The sequence below is a fragment of the Streptomyces sp. NPDC048603 genome, assembly GCF_043199475.1.
Taxonomy (GTDB): Bacteria; Actinomycetota; Actinomycetes; order Streptomycetales; family Streptomycetaceae; genus Streptomyces.
In genome coordinates this window covers 88,549-109,204 of sequence record NZ_JBICVY010000007.1, presented here as the reverse complement: position 1 = coordinate 109,204, position 20,656 = coordinate 88,549, and the positions used below count along the sequence as shown (strand labels likewise).

Genomic DNA, 20,656 nt, shown 5'->3' with positions numbered 1-20,656 from the left:
GTTGCGCGGACCCGGCTTCGGGGAAGGGGCCGCCGGGGACCGGTACGGGCGCTCGGCTCAGACCTCGTACACCGCGCCCGCGAAGGCGAGCTCGGCCGGGCCGTCGTAGACCGCACGCGCGTCGGCCAGGTTCCGTTCCGCGTCCGTCCACGGCGGGACGTGCGTCAGCACCAGTCGGCGCGCGCCCGCCCGGCGGGCGTACTCGCCGGCCTCCCGGCCGTTGAGGTGCAGGTCCGGGATGTCCTCCTTGCCGTGCGTGAAGGAGGCCTCGCAGAGGAACAGGTCGGTGTCCTCGGCCAGCAGGCCCAGCTCGGCGCAGACTCCGGTGTCGCCGGAGTAGGTCAGCGACCGGCCGCCGTGCTCGACCCGGATGCCGTACGCCTCCACCGGGTGGGCGAGCTTCTCGGTGCGCACCTGGAAGGGGCCGATCTCGAACGTCCCGGACTTGAGGGTGCGGAAGTCGAAGACCTCGCTCATCGACCGCTCGTCGGGGACGTCGTCGTACGCCGTGGCCAGCCGCCGCTCGGTGCCCTCCGGTCCGAAGACCGGGATGGGGCCGCAGCGGCCGCCCTCGTGGCGGTAGTAGCGGGCGACGAAGTACGCGCACATGTCGATGCAGTGATCGGCGTGCAGATGGCTCAGGAAGATCGCGTCGAGGTCGTACAGACCGATGTGGCGCTGCAGCTCGCCGAGGGCGCCGTTGCCCATGTCGAGGAGCAGCCGGAAGCCGTCGGCCTCGACGAGGTAGCTCGAGCAGGCCGATTCCGCGGACGGGAACGACCCCGAGCAGCCGACGACGGTGAGCTTCATGGAGCAGGAACCTCCGTGGGGATCGGCGGAGCCGTGCGTGGGTCGAGCGTAAGGCGCGAAACGTCCGGTCGCTCCTCCGCGGCGGGCCGTTGTGGGGGAACTCACCTGTGGTGTCACCCGGGTGAGGGACGGGCGGCGTCCGGGTTGCCGTGCCGCCGCCATCCGGAATGCCGCCGGGCCGCCGCGGGCGGTGTGCCGTGCCGGGCGGCTGCCGTGGCGGTCCATTACGGTCGGTATATGGACACGTCGTGGTGGCCGGCGGCCGCCGCGGTGGTGGCCGTCGTGCTCGTGGTGCTGGTCGCGGGCCGCCGCCCCGCTCCCCCGCCTCCCGCCCGGGCACGGCACGGCACGGGCCCCGAGCCGCGGCCCCGGCCGGGTGAGATCTGGCGGCTGGACGACGGCCTCACCTGCCTGGTGCTGTCGGTACGGGCGCACCGGGCGCGGATCGCGCGGATCACCTCGAAGTACCACGACGAGCGTCCGGGCGTGCTGCCGCTGCCTCCGGGCGGGGCGGGTGACGTGCACGGCCGGCCGGGCTTCCTGGAGGCGGACCGGCCGGTGGAGGTGTCGGTGTGGGAGTTCCGCACGCGGGTCGGGGAGCTTGATCCGGCCTTGTGGGACGAGGTGAAGGGGCTGGGAGGCGGACGATGATCCGGTTGAAGCGGGTGTACGAGGAGCCGGATCCGGAGGCCGACGGGGTGCGGGTGCTCGTGGACCGGCTGTGGCCGCGGGGGCTGGCGAAGGCGGACGCGGGGGTGGACGAGTGGCCGAAGGCGGTGACGCCGTCGGCGGAGCTGCGGAAGCGGTACCACTCGGGTGAGCTGGCTTTCGCGGAGTTCCGCGAGCGGTACGAGGCGGAGCTGGGCGGGGTGGAGGCGGGGGTGGAGGTGGCTCGGCTGCGGGCGCTGGCTGCGGTGGGGACGGTGACGCTGGTTACCGCGGTGCGGGAGCCGGCGTCCAGCCATGCTGCGGTGCTGGCGGAGTATCTCGCTGCGGCGTCTTAGCGCGGCGGCGCTGCCGCTGCCGCGGCCGCTGAGCGGGGCTCAGGCTGGGCGGGGCTCAGGCTGGGCAGGGCTCAGGCTGGGCGGGGTACGGCTGCTGAGCGGGGTGTCCCGGTGTGCCCACCCGTCCCGCCCTGCGGGACGCCTGCCCACACCGCGGGTGCGTGTCCACACCGCGGGTGCCTGCCCACACCGCGGGTGCGTGTCCACACCGCGGGTGCCTGCCCACACCGCGGGTGCGTGTCCACACCGCGCCGTCATGAGGGAGAGCCCGCCCCATGGGGGCGGGCTCTCGTTGGGCCTGGCGTCAGTCGAAGACGCTGCCGCTGCGGTCCACGCAGAGGGCCCAGATCACGAAGACGCAGATGGCGATCGCGACGATGGACCAGAAGGGCTGGTAGGGCAGCCACAGGAAGTGGAGGATGGCCGCGATGCCGGTCAGTGCGATGCCGACGGCCCGGCCCCAGGTCGTGCCCTTGAGGATGAAGATGCCGGTGACCAGGAGCAGGATGCCCAGCAGCAGGTGGATCCAGCCCCAGCCGGTCAGGTTGAACTTGAAGGTGTAGCCGCGGACCCGGAAGATCACGTCGTCGTTGGCCAGTGCGGCGATGCCTTCCAGGATCCCGAACACGCCGATGACCATCATCATGACGCCGGCGAACATGGCACCGCCCGCCGCCCAGGGTGACGACTCCCCGGTCGGGGAAGGGCCTCGGGGACTTCCCGGGGCCGCGGGGTTGGGGGTGGTCGTCATCGCGCCACCATCCTCTCTGTGCGGTCGGTCGAGCACGTTCAGCCTTGACCGGGACCGCCGTCCCTGCGACTCGCGAGCGCCGTTCGGGTGAACGGCGCTCGCGAGTCACCCGGGCGGGAAGCGGAACGGCCCGCCTCCCCCGTGGAGTCGGGGGAAACGGGCCGTGGAGTGCGCGGGGCGGTGGGCGGCGTCGTGCCTAGGCCCAGAGCTGGCCCTGGAGGACCTCGATGGCCTCTTCCGTCGTGGCCGCCGTGTAGACGCCCGTCGAGAGGTACTTCCAGCCGCCGTCGGCGACGACGAACACGATGTCGGCGGATTCGCCCGCCTTGACCGCCTTCTTGCCGACGCCGATGGCCGCGTGCAGCGCCGCGCCGGTGGAGACGCCCGCGAAGATGCCCTCCTGCTGGAGCAGCTCGCGGGTGCGGGTCACCGCGTCGGCGGAGCCGACGGAGAAGCGGGTGGTCAGCACGGAGGCGTCGTAGAGCTCCGGGACGAAGCCCTCGTCGAGGTTGCGCAGGCCGTAGACCAGGTCGTCGTAGCGCGGTTCGGCGGCGACGATCTTCACGTCGGGCTTGTGCTCGCGCAGGTAGCGGCCGACGCCCATGAGCGTGCCGGTGGTGCCCAGGCCGGCCACGAAGTGGGTGATCGAGGGCAGGTCCGCGAGGATCTCCGGGCCGGTGCCGGCGTAGTGCGCGCCCGCGTTGTCCGGGTTGCCGTACTGGTAGAGCATCACCCAGGAGGGGTTCTGCCCGGCCAGTTCCTTCGCCACGCGGACCGCGGTGTTCGAACCGCCCGCCGCCGGCGAGGAGATGATCTCGGCTCCCCACATGGCGAGCAGGTCACGCCGCTCCTGCGACGTGTTCTCCGGCATCACGCACACGATCCGGTAGCCCTTGAGCTTCGCGGCCATGGCCAGCGAGATGCCCGTGTTGCCCGAGGTGGGCTCCAGGATGGTGCACCCCGGGTACAGCCTGCCGTCCTTCTCGGCCTGCTCGACCATGTGCAGGGCCGGGCGGTCCTTGATCGAGCCGGTCGGGTTGCGGTCCTCCAGCTTCGCCCAGATCCGGACGTCCTCGGACGGGGAGAGGCGGGGCAGGCGGACCAGCGGGGTGTTGCCGACCGCTGCCAGCGGGGAGTCGTAGCGCATTACTTCGATCCGCCGGCCACGGCCGGGAGGATGGTGACGTTGTCCCCGTCGGAGAGCTTGGTGGAGATGCCGTCGAGGAAGCGGACGTCCTCGTCGTTGAGGTAGACGTTGACGAAGCGGCGCAGCTGGCCGTTGTCGACGATGCGCTCCTCGATGCCCTGGTGGCGGGTCTCCAGGTCGGCGAAGAGGTCGGCGAGGGTGGCGCCCTCGCCGGTCACGGCCTTCTGGCCGCCGGTGTAGGTGCGGAGGATGGTCGGGATGCTGACCTCGATGGCCATGACTGGCTCCAGAATCGTCACGTAGGGGCGGGCGCGCGCGGCTCTTCGCCCCCGCGCGGGTGGGGCGTGGTGCTCGGGTGGTGCGGCGGTTCAGGCAGCGGAACAGATCGCGCTGGCGAGGCGGCACAGGTCGACGTGCAGCCGCGCCACGAGCAGCAGCTGCCTGCCGGGCGTCTCGATGCTCACGTCGTGGGAAACCATGCGGGCATCGTAACGATTCCCTGTCACCCGAATGGAGTGTTGTCTCGGATCGCGGACCGAAATCGTTCACATGTCGGGCAGGGCAGGGTCAGTACGCGGCTACGACCTGCACTTCTTCCTCGGTGATGACCCCGTCCACGATCCGGTACGAGCGGAACTGGAAGTCGCCCAGGCCGTCGGTGTCGGCGGTCGAGACGAGCACGTAGTGCGCGGCGGGTTCGTTGGCGTAGGTCACGTCGGTGCGCGAGGGGTAGGCCTCGGTCGCGGTGTGCGAGTGGTAGACGATCACGGGCTCCTCGTCGCGGTCGTCCATCTCGCGGTAGAGCTTCAGCAGGTCCTTGGAGTCGAACTCGTAGAACGTGGGCGACCGGGCGGCGTTGAGCATCGGGATGAACCGCTCGGGGCGGCCGGTGCCGACGGGGCCGGCCACGACGCCGCAGGCCTCGTCGGGGTGGTCCTTGCGGGCGTGTTCGACGATCCGCTCGTACAGGTCCTGGGTGATGGTCAGCATGAGCGACAGGATAAGCAGAGGGGCCCTCCCGTACCGAGGAATGGAACGGGAGGGCCCGAATGCTGGACGGCGGCCGGTGCGGCCCGGGGTTACGGGCGCTTGGCGAAGGCCGCGTTCTGCGGGTTGCGGTTCTTGAGCACCAGGTAGGTGACGCCCAGGATCGCACCCCACAGCGGGGCGCAGTAGAGCGAGATGCGGGCGTCCTTGTCGGCACCCATCATCACGATGACCATGGCGATGAAGGCGAGCGCGAACCAGCTGGTCCACGGGGATCCGGGCGCCTTGAAGGGGGAGGCGGGCAGTTCGCCGCGGTCCGCCCTGGCGCGGTAGCGGATCTGGCAGACCAGGATCATGATCCAGGCCCACATGCCGGAGATGGTGGCGAAGGAGACGACGTAGTCGAAGGCCTTGCCGGGGGCCACGTAGTTGATCCAGACGCCGACCAGCATCAGAGCGGCCGAGAAGGTGGTGCCCACCAGCGGGGTGCCGTTCCCGGTGAGCCGGGTGAAGAACTTCGGGCCCTGGCCGTTGAGCGCGAGGTCGCGCAGCATGCGGCCGGTGGAGTACATGCCCGAGTTGCAGGAGGACAGGGCGGCCGTCAGGACGACGAAGTTGACGATGGCGGCGCCGACGCCCAGGCCCATCCGCTCGAAGGCGGCCACGAAGGGCGAGACGCCCGGCTGGAAGTGCGTCCAGGGCACGACCGAGAGGATCATGATCAGGGCGCCGACGTAGAAGACGGCGATCCGCCACGGCACGGTGTTGATGGCCTTGGGGAGCGTCTTCTCGGGGTCCTTGGACTCGCCGGCGGTGACGCCGACCAGTTCGACCGCGAGGAAGGCGAAGACGACGATCTGCAGGGTCATCAGGGTGCCGCCGATGCCCTTGGGGAAGAACCCGCCGTCGTTCCACAGGTTGGCGACGGAGGCGGTCTCGGCTGCGTCGGAGAAGCCGATGGTGAGGATTCCGGCGCAGATCAGGATCATGCCGATGATGGCGGTGACCTTGACCATCGAGAACCAGAACTCCAGCTCGCCGAAGAGCTTCACGGAGATGAGGTTCGCCGCGTAGAGGACGACCGTGAAGATCAGGGCGTACGCCCACTGCGGGAAGCTGTCGCCGGTCCAGTAGGCCATGTACTTGGCGGCGGCGGTCACCTCGGTGATGCCGGTGACCACCCAGAACAGCCAGTACGTCCAGCCTGTGGCATAGCCCCAGAAGGGGCCGAGGAACTCCCGCGCGTAGTCCGAGAAGGATCCCGCGACGGGGCGGTACATGAGCAGTTCGCCCAGGGCCCGCATGATGAAGAAGATGACCAGGCCCGCGATGGCGTAGGCCAGGATCAGGCTGGGGCCGGCCTTCGAGATGGCCTTGCCCGCGCCCAGGAAGAGCCCGGTGCCGATGGCTCCGCCGATCGCGATCATCTGGATCTGGCGGGCGCCGAGCGTGCGGTGGTAGCCCTCGCCCCCCGCTGCTTCGCCGCCGTCGGGGCGGTCGTTCGTCTCGACCTGCACAGAGGTCATGTTTGGTGCGCCTTTCTCCACGCCGACCCGCGCCGGTTGCGGCGGCTGCGGGTCGGGTCCTCGTCCCCCCGGATACGGATGGAGTTGCACGCCGGCGGTCTGCCGGTTCAAGCGCCGCCGCCGGGGCATGGGTGGCGTCCCGGCGGCGGTCGAGAAGATTTATCACGGGTTTATGGGTCATGTGCGACATGGATTGTGACCCGGGACACAGGGAGAACAGGGCAAGATCCACAAAAACGATCAGATCACCGCACAGCGGTGATCTGATCGTTATCCGGATTTGAGCGTCCGCTGAGCGAACGATCTTCAGACGAGGGTCTCGATGAGGGTCTCCTGGAGCCCGCCGAGCCACAGGTAGGCCATCACCAGGGGCTTGCGCGCGTCCTCGTCGGGCAGCCTGAACAGCTGCTCGCTCTGCTCGTCCTCGGTGATCTCCAGCCGGGCGCCGATGGTCAGCCGCAGGTCGTTGAGCGCGCCCAGCCAGCGCAGCGGGAGCTCCCCGGTGAGCTCCAGTACGGCCCCGCCGTCACCCGCGGGAGTGAGCGCGTCCAGGCTGTGCACGACGGCCAGCGCGTCCTCCCGCTTGCGGGTGCGCAGGTCGTTCTCGGTGAACCGGCGGAACTCGGACGACCGCGCCTTCAGTTCGGCCGGGTCGACGCCCTCGCCCTCCGGGGACGGGCCGCCGTAGGCGTCGGGGAACAGCCGGGCCAGCGCCGGGTCGGACGGGGGCTCGGTCGGTCCCTCCGCGAACAGCGCGGCCAGCGGGTCGGCGTCCGGCTCGTCCCCGCCGGGGCCGGGGCCGATCAGCTCCAGGAGCTGTACGGCGAGGGAGCGCAGGATGGAGATCTCGACCTCGTCCAGCGCGACGGCGGCGCCGCCGCCCTTGAGCGGCACGAAGGTGCCGGGAGCGCGCCCCATCAGTTGCGGTCCTGGGAGAGGGTCGCCCACAGGCCGTAGCCGTGCATGGCCTGCACGTCGCGCTCCATTTCCTCGCGGGTGCCGCTGGACACGACCGCCCGCCCCTTGTGGTGTACGTCCAGCATCAGTTTGTGCGCCACGTCTTTGGAGTAGCCGAAGTACGCCTGGAACACGTAGGTCACGTAGCTCATGAGGTTGACCGGGTCGTTGTGCACCAGGGTCACCCAGGGGACGTCGGGTTCGGGGACGGCCTTGGTTTCCTCGGCCGATTCGGTGCGTTCGATCTCAATGGGAGCAACACTCACTCGTCCCATGCTGCCACCTCGGGGGCGCCACCGCTTGGACGGGTCCCCTGACCGTGTTCCGGGCGCCCGCCCTTAGATCTCGTCACTTTGACGAAATGTGCGCTAGCATCCCTGACATGAACCCTGCGGACCTGGGCCTGCCGGTGGACGTGCCGTCGACAGCGCTCTTCACGGATCACTACGAGCTCACGATGCTGAAGGCGGCACTGGCCAACGGCACGGCCGACCGCCGCTCGGTCTTCGAGGTGTTCACCCGGCGGCTGCCCGAGGGGCGGCGCTACGGCGTGGTGGCGGGCACCGGCCGGGTGCTGGACGCGGTGGAGAACTTCCGCTTCGACTCGGCGGTGCTGGAGTTCCTCCGGGAACGCGCCGTCGTCGACATGCGGACCCTGGACTGGCTGTCCTCGTACCGCTTCTCGGGCGACATCTGGGGCTACCCGGAGGGCGAGACGTACTTCCCCGGCTCGCCGATCCTGCGGGTGGAGGGCACCTTCGCCGAGTGCGTGCTGCTGGAGACGGTGATCCTCTCGATCCTCAACCACGACTCGGCGATCGCCGCGGCGGCCTCCCGGATGACCTCCGCCGCCGGTGACCGGCCGCTGATCGAGATGGGGGCGCGGCGGACCCACGAGCTGGCGGCCGTCGCCGCCTCCCGGGCCGCGTACGTGGGCGGCTTCACCTCCACCTCGGACCTGGCGGCCGGCTTCCGCTACGGCATCCCCACCGTCGGCACCTCCGCCCACGCGTTCACCCTGCTGCACGACTCGGAGCGGGACGCGTTCCAGGCCCAGGTGACCTCGCTGGGCAACGGCACCACCCTGCTGGTCGACACCTACGACGTCGCCGAGGCGGTGCGCACGGCCGTGGAGGTCGCCGGGACGGACCTGGGCGCGGTCCGCATCGACTCCGGGGACCTGCTCCTGGTGGCGCACCGGGTGCGGCAGCAGCTGGACGAGCTGGGCGCGACCGGGACCCGGATCGTGGTCACCTCCGACCTGGACGAGTACGCCATCGCCTCGCTGGCGGCGGCGCCGGTGGACGCGTACGGGGTGGGCACCCAGCTGGTGACCGGCAGCGGGCACCCGACCTGCTCGATGGTCTACAAGCTGGTCGCCCGGGCCGCCTCCGCCGACCCCAAGGCCCCGCTGGTCCCGGTGGCCAAGAAGTCCACGGGCGGGAAGACCTCCATCGGCGGCCGCAAGTGGGCCGCCCGGCGGCGGGACGCGGACGGGGTCGCGGAGGCCGAGGTCGTCGGCACCGGCCCGGTGCCGCAGGCCCTGGCGGGCTCGCAGCTCCTGGTCCAGCTGGTCAAGGGCGGCGAGGTGGTCGCCCGCGAACCCCTGGACGCCGCCCGCGAACGCCACCTCGGGGCGCGTGCCGCGCTCCCGCTCTCGGCGACGCAGCTGTCGCGCGGCGAGCCGGTGATCCCGACCGAGTACGCCTGAACCCTCCGGGGGCCGTGCCCCGCCCGGTTCGGGGCGGAGCCCCCGGGAGTCCGGGGCTCCGCCCCAGTTACGGGAAGGGGCGGGGTGGGGATGAAGCCCCGCAGGGACCACGAGCGAACACAGGACACTTCGAGTTAAGGACCGCGTCATGCACCGCGCACTGATCGTCGTCGACGTACAGAACGACTTCTGCGAAGGCGGCAGCCTCGCGGTCGCCGGCGGCGCTGACGTCGCCGCCGCCATCACCGAGCTGATCGCCCAGGCCGTGCCCGCCTACCGGCACGTGGTCGCCACCCGCGACCACCACGTCGACCCGGGCGCGCACTTCGCCGGCCCGTCGGCCGAGCCCGACTTCGAGACCAGCTGGCCGGTGCACTGCGTGGCCGGCACCGAGGGCGTCGGCTTCCACCCGAACTTCGCCCCCGCCGTCGCCTCCGGTGCCGTCGCCGCCGTCTTCGACAAGGGCGCGTACGCCGCGGCGTACAGCGGCTTCGAGGGCGCCGACGAGAACGGCGCCGGCCTGGCGGACTGGCTGCGGGAGCGCGGCGTCACCGAGGTGGACGTGGTCGGCATCGCCACCGACCACTGCGTCCGGGCCACCGCGCTCGACGCGGCCCGCGAGGGCTTCCGTACGCACGTGCTGCTCGACCTGACCGCCGGAGTGGCCCCGCACACCACCGAGCGGGCCCTGGCGGACCTCCGGGCGGCCGGTGTGGAGCTCAGCGGCACGCCCGTGGTGGCCGCGGCCGGCTAGGGGGTGTGCGTGCCCGGGGCGGGGTCTACGCGCCCCGCAGCAGGGCCGCTATCGGGTGCCAGAGCTCGTCCGCGCAGTCCGGGACGGTCCGCCACAGCAGGCCGTCGGGGTGGTGGAGCACCGCCGTGACCTCGTCCGGGGTCGGCGGCTGGGTGTTCCCCCGCAGGTAGACGGCCCGCATGCCGAGGTTCCGCAGCCGGGTCAGGGCACGGGCCCGGTTCGCGGCGTGGACGAGCACGCGGACGGGTCCGTCCGCGGTGTCGGGGCGGCCGCCGCCCGGCTGCCGCCCGGAATCGGGTCTGGGCAGCGTCAGGGCCACCACCACGCTGCCGGTCGGCAGCTTGACGAAACCTCCACCTGGCATGGACAGCACATCCCCCGTGAGACGGTCCCCGGCCGGGACCGGTCGAGCCCTCGGCCGGAGCGGGTGTCAGTGACGGCACCCGCAATCGCATCTAAACGCGATCGGCCGCCGCCCGCTAGAGGGCGACGGCCGATCATGCTTTGACCTGCGGTTTTACCGACTACTTGGTCGAGGGACCAACCTCGATCGTCATCTGGAGACCGTCGTAGGTCTCCTTGGCGATCTTGATCTTGGTGTTGGTGTCAGAGACCTTGACGGAACCGGTCGGGTTCTCGTCGTAGTAGTACTTGCCCTTGTGGTCGTCGAAGACCATGTTGGCGGCCTTCGGCTTCACGAACAGCTCCTGGCCGTTCTTGTGCAGAGTGAAGGCGTCCGTCGAGTACGCGCTGAAGGTGGCGTCGTACGGCTGGATCTTGTTCCGCAGCAGGGTGCCGTCCGACCACTTCATCGGCTTGGCGTTGGCGTCGACCGGCAGGATCAGGCCCTGGCCGGGGTGGACGCTGGTGTTGTTGTCCTTCTGGGAGGTGTCCCAGAGCCAGACCAGCAGACCGTCCTGGTACGGGTAGTGCTCGACCCAGTCGGGACGGGTGGAGCCCCAGCCGAAGTTGTACGGGCCGACCTTGAGGGTCGTGTCGTACGAGACGTAGCGGCGGTTCTCCGCGAGGTAGTACTGCGCGTAGTCCTTGGTGAAGCCCGCGCCGATCCGGGAGAAGCCCTTGCCGGTCCAGCCGTTGTCGCCGTTCTCGGCGCCGTCGGTGAACAGGTTCGCGCCGTCGGCCTTCAGGGTGATGGCGTCGGCGGTGAAGCCCTTGCCGCCCGCGCCGCCGTCCGTCTGGTAGCGGAAGCGGAGGTCGAACTTCTTGCCCGCGTAGGCGTCGAGCGGGAAGTTCAGGTCCTGCCAGCCGCCGGAGACGTCGGTCAGCGACGGGGCGCCCGCGGCGTCGACCGGGATGGCCTTGCCGTTGGCGGTGCCGGCGAGGGCGGTCCAGGTGGCGCCGCCGTCGGTGGACACCTCGGTGTAGAGGTAGTCGTAGTCCTTCTCGATGTCCCACCAGCCCTTGAGGGACAGCGAGGCGGAGGACTTGCCGGTCAGGTCGACGGACCGGGTCAGGGTGTTCTTGAGGTCGTCACCCATGCCCGACCACCACTGGTTGGCACCCTCGGCGGGGGCCACCACATCGGTGCGGACCTGCTTCTTGGGCAGCTCGACGACCAGCGCCTGCTTGTCCTTGGTGTTGTACTCGGACACGCCCAGCTTGTGGGTGGACTTCGTCGCGGCCTTGGCCCGGTCGTAGTTCAGCCAGCCCAGCTGCAGCTTGTCCCAGGCGGTCATGTCGCCGGGCAGGTCGCCTATGGACTCCTTGCCCTCGCCGAGCCAGGAGCCGGCCGACATCAGGGACCAGAAGCCGACCGAGTTGTCGCCGCCACCGGAGGTGTCGTAGAGGTCCGGCAGGCCCAGGTCGTGGCCGTACTCGTGGGCGAAGACGCCGAGGCCGCCGTTCTCGGGCTGCACGGTGTAGTCGCCGACCCAGATGCCGCTGGTGCCGATCTGGGTGCCGCCGGCCTTGTTGTTCGACGGGCCGGTCTTGCCCGCGTTGGTGCCGTAGGCGTACCAGCGGTGCGCCCACAGCGCGTTGGCGCCCTCGGCGCCGCCGCCGGCCGACTCGTCCTCGCCCGCGTGGACGATCTGGAAGTGGTCGATGTAGCCGTCGGGCTCGTTGAAGTTGCCGTCGCCGTCGAAGTCGTAACGGTCCCACTGGTCGTACTGCGCCAGCTTGGCCTTGATCTCCGCGTCGGTCTTGCCGGCCGCCTTCTGCTGCTCGACCCAGGCGGTCACACCGTCGCGGACGGTGTCCCAGACGTTGGCGCAGTTGGACTGGCCGCAGTAGTTCGAGCCGTAACGGGCCTCGTTGTACTGGACCTTGACCCAGTCGGTGACCTCGCCCTCGACCGAGTAACGGCCCGAGGAGGTCTTCTCGTAGTAGGTCTTCAGCGAGTGCTTGCCCTTGGCGGTACCGAAGTACAGCTCCTGGAAGTACTGCTGGTTGAAGTCCTTGCGCCAGGCGGTGCTGTTGTCCTTGGCCCGGTCGGGCTGCGGGATCTTGTTGTGCAGCGGACCGGGGGTGCCGCCGTACTTGACGACCGGGGGCTTGGGGCCCTCGGCGCCGTCCGGGTCGAACATGGTCTCGTTGTCGACCTTGTCGCCGAACTCGACCAGGATGGTGAAGATCTTGTCGGTCTTCTCCCGGGCGAGCTCGACGTACTTGGCGTCGTCGAGCTTGACGACCTTGGAGGCGCCGCGCTGCTCGGTCTTCTTCTTGCCCGACAGCACCTGCTCCAGAGCGGCCTTGCGGGCCTGCTCCTTCTGCTTGCTGAACGGACCCTGCAGGTCGTGGTCCACCCGCGCCTTGGCCGGAGCGGCCGGGTCCTGCTGGTCGATGTGCGGGGCGAGCACCGGGGCGCCGGGGCCCTTGTCGTCGGCCTGGGCGCTGAAGCCGAGGGCGACGCCGGACGCCGCGGTGGCGGCCAGGGTCACTGCGATGGCGGCGGTACGCACGGCACGCCGCCTCGCGGAATTGTTGGTCACTTGATGTGTTCCCCTCCCGCGGCCGCTCATGGACGTCCGGAACTTCGCCAAAGGAGTGGGGTGTTCCGCGCGGCGCGCGTCTCAAGTGACGCCATTTGACCGGAGCAACGCCAGAAAAGACAGACCTTGACTTGGACCGGTCAATTGCACTATGCGGTCAGTTGGTTCCGATATTCGGACAGCAATCGGACATTCCGCCATGCGCGTTCAGCCTGTCGAACGCGTGAGCCCCGTGCGCCCCCCGTGCTCCGGCACCGTGTGTCAGGTCACGCTTACCGGCGGTCCGGCTCGGGAACCAACCGTCTTAGAGTCCCTCCGCCTTGAGGACGGATACCGCCATGCCGCGACCGACCGCCGCACAGCTCGCCTACGGGTCCGCGACCGTGATCGCGTCGACCATCGCCATGCTGCTGCTCTCGCAGACCGGTGCCGGGCCGGGCATCGCCGTCATCGCCACCGCCGCCCTGGCGCTCGGGCTGCTGGTGGCGGTCACCGTACCGCCGCCGGGACGGCGCCGGAAGACCGCGGACGCGGGGACCGCCGCGCGGCCGGCGACGGCAGTGGTGTCCGCGACGGTGACCGATGCCCTGTCAGCGGACACGACGGCGGCCGCCCGGGTTCCCGAACCCCGGACGGCCGCGGCCGAACATCCCGCACAGCTCTGACTAGGTGGCGGTGACCACCACCGTCTTGGCCACCTTGTCGTGCAGGCCCTGCTTGTACGGCTTGTCCACGAGCATCGAGACGATGAGCGCGAGCGGCCACAGGCAGAAGCAGCACAGCAGGGTGGGGATCCACAGCATGGCGGCGCGGCCCAGTGCGGTACCGGAGGGGGGCACGCTGCCGTCGCTGAGCATCGCCACGCGCATGCCCAGCGCCTTCTTGCCGATGGTCTGACCGTTCTTCCCGGTGAAGAACCAGTCGTAGCCGACGAACGCGATGATCGCGATCAGCGTCCAGATCAGCCCGGTGCCGTTGTAGGAGCGGGTCCAGATCTGGGTGACGTCCTCGCCCTCGTTCGTCTCGACCGTGTACCGGTTGATGTTGAACGGGATCTGGATGAGGAAGAACGGGACGCCCACGATGAGCGCGTCGATGATCCGGGCGGCGAGCCGCCGTCCGAAGTCCGCGAGCGGGGGCATGCCGGCCAGCGGGTCGGGCATGCCGTATCCGCCGCCGCTCCCGTACGGGTCTCCGCCGTAGGGAGGCGGCGGAGGCGGGTAGCCCCCGCCCCCACCGCCGGGCGGGGGCGGCGGGGGCGGAAAACCTCCTCCTTCCCCTGGCGGGGGGCCGCCGGGCGGAGGGCCGCCGGGGGGCGGACCGCCCGGCGGGGTGCCTCCGGCGGGGGGCTTGTCGTACGGAGAGCCGCCTGACGGGGGCGTCGGCTCCTGGGGCTTCTTGAGGAACGGGTCGTCCTCCGGCCGTTCGCCCGGCGGCGGCTGATCGGTACTCATGGCCCGAGTCGAACCCGGCCCCGCGGACCCCGCAACGGCACCGCGTCCGTCCGGGCGACGGCCGGGTGCTACCGGGTGACGAAGGTACCGGCGGCCTTGTCGTGCCAGGCCTGCCGGCGTGGCCGGTCGACCAGGCACCACAGGGCGCCGGGCAGCCCGAGGAGCCCGTACACCAGCCAGCGCCGCAGCGCCGCCCCGAAGCCGGGCGGGCGACCGGTGGACACCGCCGCCACACGGATCCCGAGCAGCTTCTTGCCGAGGGTGCGGCCCCAGCGGGCGGTGGGCAGGGCCTCGTAGAACACGCCGAAGACCAGTACCACGCCGAGCACCAGCGCCAGATGGCCGGCGGTGGTGGCGTCCAGCAGCCACACGGTGACGGTCTCGCCGCCTGCGTCCCGGGCGGCGGCGTCCAGCTTGGCCTGGATGTGGTCGGTCACCGCCGGTACGGAGGGCCATGCCGCGGCGGCTCCGGCGGCGGCGAGCGGGACGCAGTCCAGCACCCGGGCGAGGAACCGCCGACCGAGCCCGGCGGGCCGGGCGGCCCGCTCGGCCATCCGCTCGAAGACCTCCGGGTCGGTACGGGGGCGGGCGGCGGCGGTGCCGTTCGCGTCGGCGGCCTCCCCGTTGGCCTTCCCGGCGTCCGCTGCCCCGGCATCTGCCCCTCGGGCGTCTGCCGCTCGGGCGTCTGCTGCTCGGGCGTCCACCGGACCGTGGGCACCGGAACGCTCGCTGCCACGCGCGACCGTCTGGCGGGGCACCACCGCCTCGGCAGCAGCGGCAGCAGCAGCAGCAGCCGGAGAACGGGCCGACAGGATGCCGGGCATGGCCTCGGCCGCACGCCCCGCCCCGGGGGCGGCCCCGGCCCCCGCCCCGGACCTACGCCCACCGGAATCGCCGTCGGAGGGAGACGCGGTCCCCTGTGCGGAGGCGGGAGCCGGCGCGGGAGCGGGAGCGGGAGCGGGAGCCGGAACTGCCAAGGCTTCGGGGGCGGGCCAGCGGCCGTCGTCGCCGGGCGCGGGCGCGGGCGCCGTGCGGGACGCGACGCCGGCCGCGGAGGCGGGTGCGGTGCTGGACGACGACGGCGCGGCAGAGGCAGCCGGCCCCGGCCAACGACCGTCGGTGTCGTCCTCCCGCATGGGTTGGGGCTCGGGAGTCAGGCGGCTCAGGGAGATGCCACGGCCCTGCGCCGTGCGGCGGTCCGGCGGGGGCGCATCGGTGGGGGTCCCCCAGGAGACCCGGCGGTCGTGGGGGCCGCCGAAGCCCGACTGCTGGGCGGGATCGGCTGCCCAGGCCGGGGCTTCGGCCAGGGCACCGGTCTCGTCCAGGAAGACCGGACCGGTCTCCTCCACGCGGGCGACACCGGCAGACGACGAAGCCGAAGCCGGGCCCGGGGCCGCGCCGTAGGCCGGCTCCGGAGCGGAGCCCACGCCCTGGGCGGGACCCGGAGCCGGAGCGGACGCAGCGGGCCGGGCAGCCGGGGCCGCACCGTGGCCGGCGCCGGGGGCAGAAGCCACTCCCGGGGCGGGGGCCGGAGCAGCAGCAGACCCGGCAGCGGGCCACCGCGCCGGTGCGGGGGCCGGAGTCGAGCCGGCAGACCACGAATCCGGGGCCGCGCCGTAGGCCGGCGCCGGGGTGGAGGCCTCGCCCTGGGCAGACCCGGGAGGCTGAGCCGACGCGGCGGACCACGAATCCGGGGCCGCGCCGTATCCCGACGCGGGGACGGAACCCGCGCTTGGGGCGGAAGCCACGCCCGGGGCGGAACCCGGAGACTGAACTGACGTGGCCGGCCGCGAAGCCGGGGCCGCGCCATGGCCCGGCGCGGGGGCCGGGGCCGTGCCCGGGGCGGAACCCGGAGCCTGAGCCGAGGCGGCGGGCCATGAGGCCGGGGCCGCGCCATAACCCGACGCGGGGGCGGAAGCCGCGCCCCGGGAGGAGGCGGCCGGGGCCGCGCCGTAGGCCGGCGCCGGGGTGGAGGCCCCGCCCGGGGCGGCGGGCCACTGAGACGGTGCGGGTGAGGGCACCGGGGCAGCGGGCCAGGAAGCCGGGGCGGGAGCCGGAGCCGGGGCGGGAGCCGGGGCGGCAGCAGGTCCCGGGGCCGCGACCGCGTCGCGGATCGGTCCCGCGGAGCCGGCCGGGGCCGGACCCCGGCCGGGTCCGGGTGCGGGATGCGAGCCCGCGGCAGGCCGGCGGTCCGGTGCGGGAGCCGGCGCCGGCGCCGGCCGCGGCGTGGGGAGCGGGGCCGGCGTACGGAGGTCCTGCGCACCGGGACCTCCTCCCGGCCGGCTCCGGTCGGCCGGGCCGGTGGCGGAGGCCCACGCCGCCTCGTCCTCCGGGGTCACACGGCGGCTCGTCCCCGGCACCCACGCGGAACCGTTCCAGTAGCGGACGAATCCGGGGATGGACGGATCGGGGTAGTAGCCCTCGCGGGCCGCGTGCTCACCGTCACCTGGGGAGGCCGTCAATGTCCCCAACTCCGATCGTGGCTTGAGGCTTGTGCGCGTGGCACAAGGGGCGTGCGCAAGGGAGGACCATAACCAAGAACGCCGCTCCCGCAGGGCCGGTAACGGGAGATTCCAAGCGTTCGAGGGAACCCTGTGCGGTTCCGCCCCCACGGTCCCGTTCCGGCCAGACGATGACTTCCGGCCAACCTGTGCCAGCCGCCCCGAAGTCGCGTCATACCCGGACAGCACCGTGCTCTCTCCTCATGTCGGGCCGACTCGGCCCGCCCGCACCGCAGAGAGAGGCACCGCCATGCACCACCCCGTGATCGAGCGCGAGCTGGAACTGAAGCTGGTCCTTTCGCCCGAGCGCAGCGTCGCCGTCCCCGCCCGCCTGCTGTACCGGACGACCGACCCGTACGCCGTGCACATCACCTTCCACGCCGGCTCCAGCGCACCCGTGAACTGGACCTTCGCCCGCGAGCTGCTGGTCGAGGGGGTGTTCCGGCCGTGCGGTCAGGGAGACGTGCGGATCTGGCCCACCAAGGTCGACGGCAAGGCGGTGCTCTGCATGGCCCTCAGCTCCCCGGACGGCGACGCCCTGATGGAGGCCCCGGCCGCCGCGCTCTCGGCCTGGCTGGAACGCACGCTGCGGGTGGTCCCGCCGGGCACCGAGGCGGAGCGGCTCGGTCTGGACGAGGCCCTCGCCGAGCTGCTCGCCCCGACCCCGGCGGACGAAGTCTGGCTGCGCGACCCGTGGCCCTCCGACGAGTCCGCGGAAGGCGACGTGTGAACCCGGGCCGCGCGGCACGGCGGAACGGCGCCCGGCGGGGTCAGAACAGCTTGCCGGGGTTCAGCAGGCCCAGCGGGTCGAAGGCGTGCTTCACCGCGCGCTGCATCTCCAGCCCCACCGGGCCGAGTTCGCGGGCCAGCCATTCCTTCTTCAGCACGCCGACGCCGTGCTCGCCGGTGATCGTGCCGCCCAGTTCCAGCCCCAGCGCCATGATCGCGTCGAAGGACTCGCGGGCGCGCCGGGCCTCGTCCTCGTCGGCGGGGTCGAAGCAGACCACCGGGTGGGTGTTCCCGTCGCCCGCGTGTGCGCAGACCCCGACGGTGAGCCCGTACCGTTCGGCTATCGCCGCCGTCCCGTCCAGCATCCGCCCGAGCCGCGACCGCGGCACGCACACGTCGTCGATCATCGTGGCGGGCCGGAGCGCCTCCAGCGCGGTCAGCGACATCCGCCGTGCCTGGAGCAGCAGTTCCGACTCCGCCTCGTCCTCCGCGGGCACCACCGCCGTGGCGCCGGCGGCGGTGCACAGCTCCCCCACCGCCGCCAGGTCGGCCGCCGGGTCCGGGGTGTCGAACGCGGCCAGCAGCAGCGCCTCGGTGGTCTCCGGCAACCCCATCCTGCCGAGCGCGTTGACCGCGCGTACGGTCGTACGGTCCATCAGCTCCAGCAGCGAGGGCGTCAGACCCGCCTCCATCACCGCGCACACCGCCTCGCAGGCCGCGGCCGCCGACGGGAACTCGGCGGCCAGCGCGAGCTGCCGGGGCGGCGCGGGGCGCAGCGCGAGGACGGCCCCGACGACCACCCCGAGGGTGCCCTCGGAGCCGGTGAACAGCCGGGTGAGGTCGTACCCGGCGACGCCCTTGGCGGTACGGCGGCCGGTGCGCAGGAGCCGGCCGTCGGCCAGCACGACGTCCAGGCCGAGCACGTACTCGGCGGTGACCCCGTACTTGACGCAGCACAGACCGCCGGAGGCGGTGCCGATGTTGCCGCCGATGGTGCACTGCTCCCAGCTGGACGGGTCGGGCGGGTAGTACAGGCCCCGTTCGGCCACCGCCCGGGACAGCACCGCGTTGACCACGCCGGGTTCGACCACGGCGATCCGGTCCACGGTGTCGATCTCCAGGATCCGGTCCATCCGGATCAGCGAGAGCACGATGCAGCCGTCGGAGGCGTTGGCGCCGCCGGACAGGCCGGTACGGGCGCCCTGCGGGACGACCGGGACGCGGAGCGCGGTGGCGGTGCGCATGACGTGCCGGACCTGTTCGACCGTGCGGGGCAGGACCACGGCGGCGGGCCGGCCGGCGGTGCAGAAGCTCGCCATGTCGGTGGCGTAGGAGGCGGTCACGTCGGGGTCGGTGAGCAGGGCCTCCGGCGGGAGGCCGGCGGCGAGCCGGGCGTGCAGGTCCGCGAGGTCGTACGCGGGGCCGTCGGCGGGGCCGTGCGTGAGGGCATGCGCGGGGCTGTTGGCGGGGTCGGGCGCCGGGTGGGGTGCGCCGGGCTCACGGGGCTGCGCGGGAGGGTGTGAGAGGGGTTGCACGGAGGGATCCGCGGCCGGCTGCGCGGGGTGGTGCGCGGCGGACTGTGCGGTGGGCCGAACCTGAAGATCGTCCATCGGACCAGGGTGGCACCGGGGGCCATCGGTGTGAACCCGGCCGCGACCCTCTTCGGACACCGCGGCTCACTCTTCATATTTGACGCACAGTGAGCGGGTGGAACGCGAAGAACGCCAAGACGTGGCATACCAGCCGGAGCGGCCCGTGACCTTCACCGGCCGCAAGACGCTCGTGCCTGCGGCGGTCGCCGTGGTCCTGATCGCCGCGGCGCTGCTGGTCCGCCCGGCGCGGGTCGACGACGACGCCCGCCCGCCCGGACCCTCCGAACGCGCGGCCTCGGCCGTCGGCATGGGGGCGCCCGCGGCGCAGGTGGACCTGACGGCGCTGATCGACGACCGGGAGAAGTGGCTGCGCGGGCACGAGGACGACCACGGTTCGTGGGCGGTGCTCGGGGCGGCGTACCTGGAGCAGTCGCGGCGGGGGCCGGACGCGGCCTGGTACCCGAAGGCGGAGCGGGCGTTCAAGCGCTCGCTGGACCTGCGGCCGGCCGAGAAGGGCAACTTCGACGCGATGACGGGCATGGGCGCGCTGGCCAATGCCCGGGGGGACTTCGTGACCGGGAAGAAGTGGGGTGAGCTGGTCCGGGCGCAGTCGCCGCGGCGCTGGACGGCGTACCCGGTGCTGGTGGACGCGTACACCGGGGTCGGCGAGTACAAGGCGGCCGAGGCGGCGCTGGAACGGCTGCTGGAGCTGCGGCCCGGGCTGGCGGCGTACTCGAAGGCGGCGCAGGTCTACCGGGACCGGGGCTGGCGCGAGGACGCGGCGGTCGCGATGGAGCAGGCGGCCGGCGCGGCGAAGACCCCGGCGGAGAAGGCGTACTGCCTGTACCGGCTGGGCGAACTGGCCTGGGAGCGGGGCGAGGCGGCGGAGGCCCTGCGCTTCTTCGAGGGTGCGCTGCGGACGGACCCGGCGCAGGACCAGGCGCTGGGCGGGAAGGCGCGGGCGCTGGCCGCGATGGGGCGGAGCGGGGAGGCGGTCCGGGACTACCGGATGGCGCTGGGCCGGTCGCCGGTGCCGCAGCTGGCGCTGGAGCTGGGCGAGCTGCTGCAGGCGTCGGGCCGGGAGGACGAGGCTCGGGCGGCGGACGGGCCGTACGCGATGCTGGGCGTGCTGGCGGCCAAGGGCACGGCGAACGGCGTGAACGAGTCGGTGGTGCTCGGGCTGTACGAGGCGGACCACGGCGACCCGGCGGACGCGGTGCGGCGGCTGACGGCGGAGTGGGCCCGGCACCGGAGCGTGCCGGTGGCGGACGCGCTGGGCTGGGCGCTGCACCGGGCGGGGGACGACGAGGAAGCTCTGGAGTACGCGAAGAAGGCGACGGATCTGGGGCTGCGGAGCGCGGAGTTCGCGTACCACCGGGCGCAGATCGAGCGGGGGCTGGGCGATGTGGCGTCGGCGCGGCGCGACCTGCAGCTGGCGTTGCGGACGAATCCGCGGTTCTCGCCGGTACGGGCGCCGCTGGCGCGACAGGCGCTCAGCCGGCTGGGTGAGCCGGCCGGGGGCGGACCGGACAACGTCCAGCCGAAGGGCCCCTGGGTGGCGCCGGACATGAGCCAGTACATCGTCCCGGCCAAACCGAAGCACTGAGCACCGCGCGGGGCCGGGAGGTGGCGTCGAGGCCCGCCGCCCCGGCTCTGCGGGCCTCCCGCCCGCACCCGGGTGGCCCCGGGGCCGCGCCCGCCGACACGAGGGCCCGGCCTCGCGGCGGCGGACCGGTTCCCGGCGGTCCGCCGGCCCCCCGACCGGCGGACCGCCGGGCCCCC

21 protein-coding genes are annotated in these 20,656 nt (G+C 72.4%); 7 read left to right on the top strand and 14 right to left on the bottom strand.

Annotated features, from left to right (window positions below; all coding sequences use genetic code 11):
- Positions 1 to 57 precede the first annotated feature (57 nt).
- Positions 58 to 810 (bottom strand): MBL fold metallo-hydrolase, encoded by a 753-nt coding sequence (locus ACGFQ9_RS18585; RefSeq protein ID WP_393574872.1) that lies wholly within the window; start codon positions 808 to 810, stop codon positions 58 to 60.
- Positions 811 to 1,047: 237 nt separating this feature from the next.
- Here ACGFQ9_RS18585 and ACGFQ9_RS18580 point away from each other — a divergent pair, with 237 nt between their 5' ends.
- Together ACGFQ9_RS18580 and ACGFQ9_RS18575 are read left to right on the top strand one after the other, a co-directional pair.
- Positions 1,048 to 1,461 carry a hypothetical protein gene (locus ACGFQ9_RS18580; protein WP_393574871.1) on the top strand — a complete coding sequence of 138 codons (414 nt, stop codon included), beginning with the start codon at positions 1,048 to 1,050 and terminating at the stop codon, positions 1,459 to 1,461.
- On the top strand, positions 1,458 to 1,814 hold the full coding sequence (locus ACGFQ9_RS18575) for a DUF488 domain-containing protein (protein WP_393574869.1): 357 nt from the start codon (positions 1,458 to 1,460) through the stop codon (positions 1,812 to 1,814). The genes ACGFQ9_RS18580 and ACGFQ9_RS18575 overlap by 4 nt, the downstream gene beginning before the upstream one ends.
- 304 nt (positions 1,815 to 2,118) lie before the next feature.
- On the opposite strand, the gene ACGFQ9_RS18570 is transcribed toward ACGFQ9_RS18575, so the two are convergent.
- From ACGFQ9_RS18570 to clpS, 8 genes are all read right to left on the bottom strand, one after another.
- Complete coding sequence (locus ACGFQ9_RS18570; protein ID WP_393574867.1) at positions 2,119 to 2,565, bottom strand: hypothetical protein; 447 nt, start codon at positions 2,563 to 2,565, stop codon at positions 2,119 to 2,121.
- A gap of 196 nt (positions 2,566 to 2,761) precedes the next feature.
- The gene (locus tag ACGFQ9_RS18565; protein ID WP_393574866.1) at positions 2,762 to 3,712 is read right to left on the bottom strand and encodes a PLP-dependent cysteine synthase family protein; all 951 of its coding nucleotides are present in this window, start codon (positions 3,710 to 3,712) and stop codon (positions 2,762 to 2,764) included.
- On the bottom strand, positions 3,712 to 3,990 hold the full coding sequence (locus ACGFQ9_RS18560) for a MoaD/ThiS family protein (RefSeq protein WP_393574864.1): 279 nt from the start codon (positions 3,988 to 3,990) through the stop codon (positions 3,712 to 3,714). Before ACGFQ9_RS18560 ends, ACGFQ9_RS18565 begins: the two co-directional genes overlap by 1 nt.
- Before the next feature lie 90 nt (positions 3,991 to 4,080).
- Entirely contained in the window at positions 4,081 to 4,191 is a 111-nt protein-coding gene (locus ACGFQ9_RS18555; RefSeq protein ID WP_365107341.1) for a putative leader peptide, read from the bottom strand.
- 88 nt (positions 4,192 to 4,279) lie between these two features.
- Positions 4,280 to 4,702, bottom strand: a complete 423-nt coding sequence (locus tag ACGFQ9_RS18550; RefSeq protein WP_393574863.1) for a Mov34/MPN/PAD-1 family protein — start codon at positions 4,700 to 4,702, stop codon at positions 4,280 to 4,282.
- An 89-nt stretch (positions 4,703 to 4,791) separates the two neighbouring features.
- The gene (locus ACGFQ9_RS18545; RefSeq protein WP_393574861.1) at positions 4,792 to 6,225 is read right to left on the bottom strand and encodes an amino acid permease; all 1,434 of its coding nucleotides are present in this window, start codon (positions 6,223 to 6,225) and stop codon (positions 4,792 to 4,794) included.
- A 306-nt stretch (positions 6,226 to 6,531) separates the two neighbouring features.
- Positions 6,532 to 7,143, bottom strand: coding sequence for a DUF2017 domain-containing protein (locus ACGFQ9_RS18540; protein WP_393574859.1), 612 nt, complete (start codon positions 7,141 to 7,143; stop codon positions 6,532 to 6,534).
- Positions 7,143 to 7,457 (bottom strand): ATP-dependent Clp protease adapter ClpS, encoded by a 315-nt coding sequence (clpS, locus tag ACGFQ9_RS18535; protein ID WP_393574858.1) that lies wholly within the window; start codon positions 7,455 to 7,457, stop codon positions 7,143 to 7,145. The genes ACGFQ9_RS18540 and clpS overlap by 1 nt, the downstream gene beginning before the upstream one ends.
- Positions 7,458 to 7,564: 107 nt before the next feature.
- Between clpS and ACGFQ9_RS18530 the strand changes: the two genes are divergently transcribed.
- The gene (locus ACGFQ9_RS18530) at positions 7,565 to 8,893 is read left to right on the top strand and encodes a nicotinate phosphoribosyltransferase (RefSeq protein ID WP_393574856.1); all 1,329 of its coding nucleotides are present in this window, start codon (positions 7,565 to 7,567) and stop codon (positions 8,891 to 8,893) included.
- 148 nt (positions 8,894 to 9,041) lie between these two features.
- Entirely contained in the window at positions 9,042 to 9,647 is a 606-nt protein-coding gene (locus ACGFQ9_RS18525; protein WP_393574855.1) for an isochorismatase family protein, read from the top strand.
- Between the two features lie 25 nt (positions 9,648 to 9,672).
- On the opposite strand, the gene ACGFQ9_RS18520 is transcribed toward ACGFQ9_RS18525, so the two are convergent.
- Together ACGFQ9_RS18520 and ACGFQ9_RS18515 are read right to left on the bottom strand one after the other, a co-directional pair.
- Positions 9,673 to 10,011, bottom strand: a complete 339-nt coding sequence (locus tag ACGFQ9_RS18520; RefSeq protein ID WP_393574853.1) for a hypothetical protein — start codon at positions 10,009 to 10,011, stop codon at positions 9,673 to 9,675.
- 160 nt (positions 10,012 to 10,171) lie between these two features.
- A complete protein-coding gene (locus ACGFQ9_RS18515; protein WP_393574852.1) occupies positions 10,172 to 12,628 on the bottom strand; it encodes an immune inhibitor A domain-containing protein in 2,457 nt (818 codons plus the stop codon).
- 308 nt (positions 12,629 to 12,936) lie between these two features.
- Here ACGFQ9_RS18515 and ACGFQ9_RS18510 point away from each other — a divergent pair, with 308 nt between their 5' ends.
- Positions 12,937 to 13,263 (top strand): hypothetical protein, encoded by a 327-nt coding sequence (locus ACGFQ9_RS18510; protein ID WP_393574851.1) that lies wholly within the window; start codon positions 12,937 to 12,939, stop codon positions 13,261 to 13,263.
- Here ACGFQ9_RS18510 and ACGFQ9_RS18505 read toward each other — a convergent pair whose 3' ends face one another.
- Both ACGFQ9_RS18505 and ACGFQ9_RS18500 read right to left on the bottom strand, forming a co-directional pair.
- The gene (locus tag ACGFQ9_RS18505; protein WP_393574850.1) at positions 13,264 to 13,761 is read right to left on the bottom strand and encodes an RDD family protein; all 498 of its coding nucleotides are present in this window, start codon (positions 13,759 to 13,761) and stop codon (positions 13,264 to 13,266) included.
- 359 nt (positions 13,762 to 14,120) lie between these two features.
- Positions 14,121 to 15,401, bottom strand: a complete 1,281-nt coding sequence (locus tag ACGFQ9_RS18500; protein ID WP_393574849.1) for an RDD family protein — start codon at positions 15,399 to 15,401, stop codon at positions 14,121 to 14,123.
- 1,402 nt (positions 15,402 to 16,803) lie between these two features.
- On the opposite strand from ACGFQ9_RS18500, the gene ACGFQ9_RS18495 reads away from it, so the two are divergent.
- Positions 16,804 to 17,283, top strand: a complete 480-nt coding sequence (locus ACGFQ9_RS18495; RefSeq protein WP_393574848.1) for an SsgA family sporulation/cell division regulator — start codon at positions 16,804 to 16,806, stop codon at positions 17,281 to 17,283.
- A gap of 40 nt (positions 17,284 to 17,323) precedes the next feature.
- Here ACGFQ9_RS18495 and ACGFQ9_RS18490 read toward each other — a convergent pair whose 3' ends face one another.
- Positions 17,324 to 18,892 carry an FAD-binding oxidoreductase gene (locus ACGFQ9_RS18490; RefSeq protein ID WP_393574846.1) on the bottom strand — a complete coding sequence of 523 codons (1,569 nt, stop codon included), beginning with the start codon at positions 18,890 to 18,892 and terminating at the stop codon, positions 17,324 to 17,326.
- Positions 18,893 to 19,013: 121 nt separating this feature from the next.
- Between ACGFQ9_RS18490 and ACGFQ9_RS18485 the strand changes: the two genes are divergently transcribed.
- Positions 19,014 to 20,480: a tetratricopeptide repeat protein gene (locus tag ACGFQ9_RS18485; protein ID WP_393574844.1), complete on the top strand. Its 1,467-nt coding sequence runs from the start codon at positions 19,014 to 19,016 to the stop codon at positions 20,478 to 20,480.
- Positions 20,481 to 20,656 lie beyond the last annotated feature (176 nt).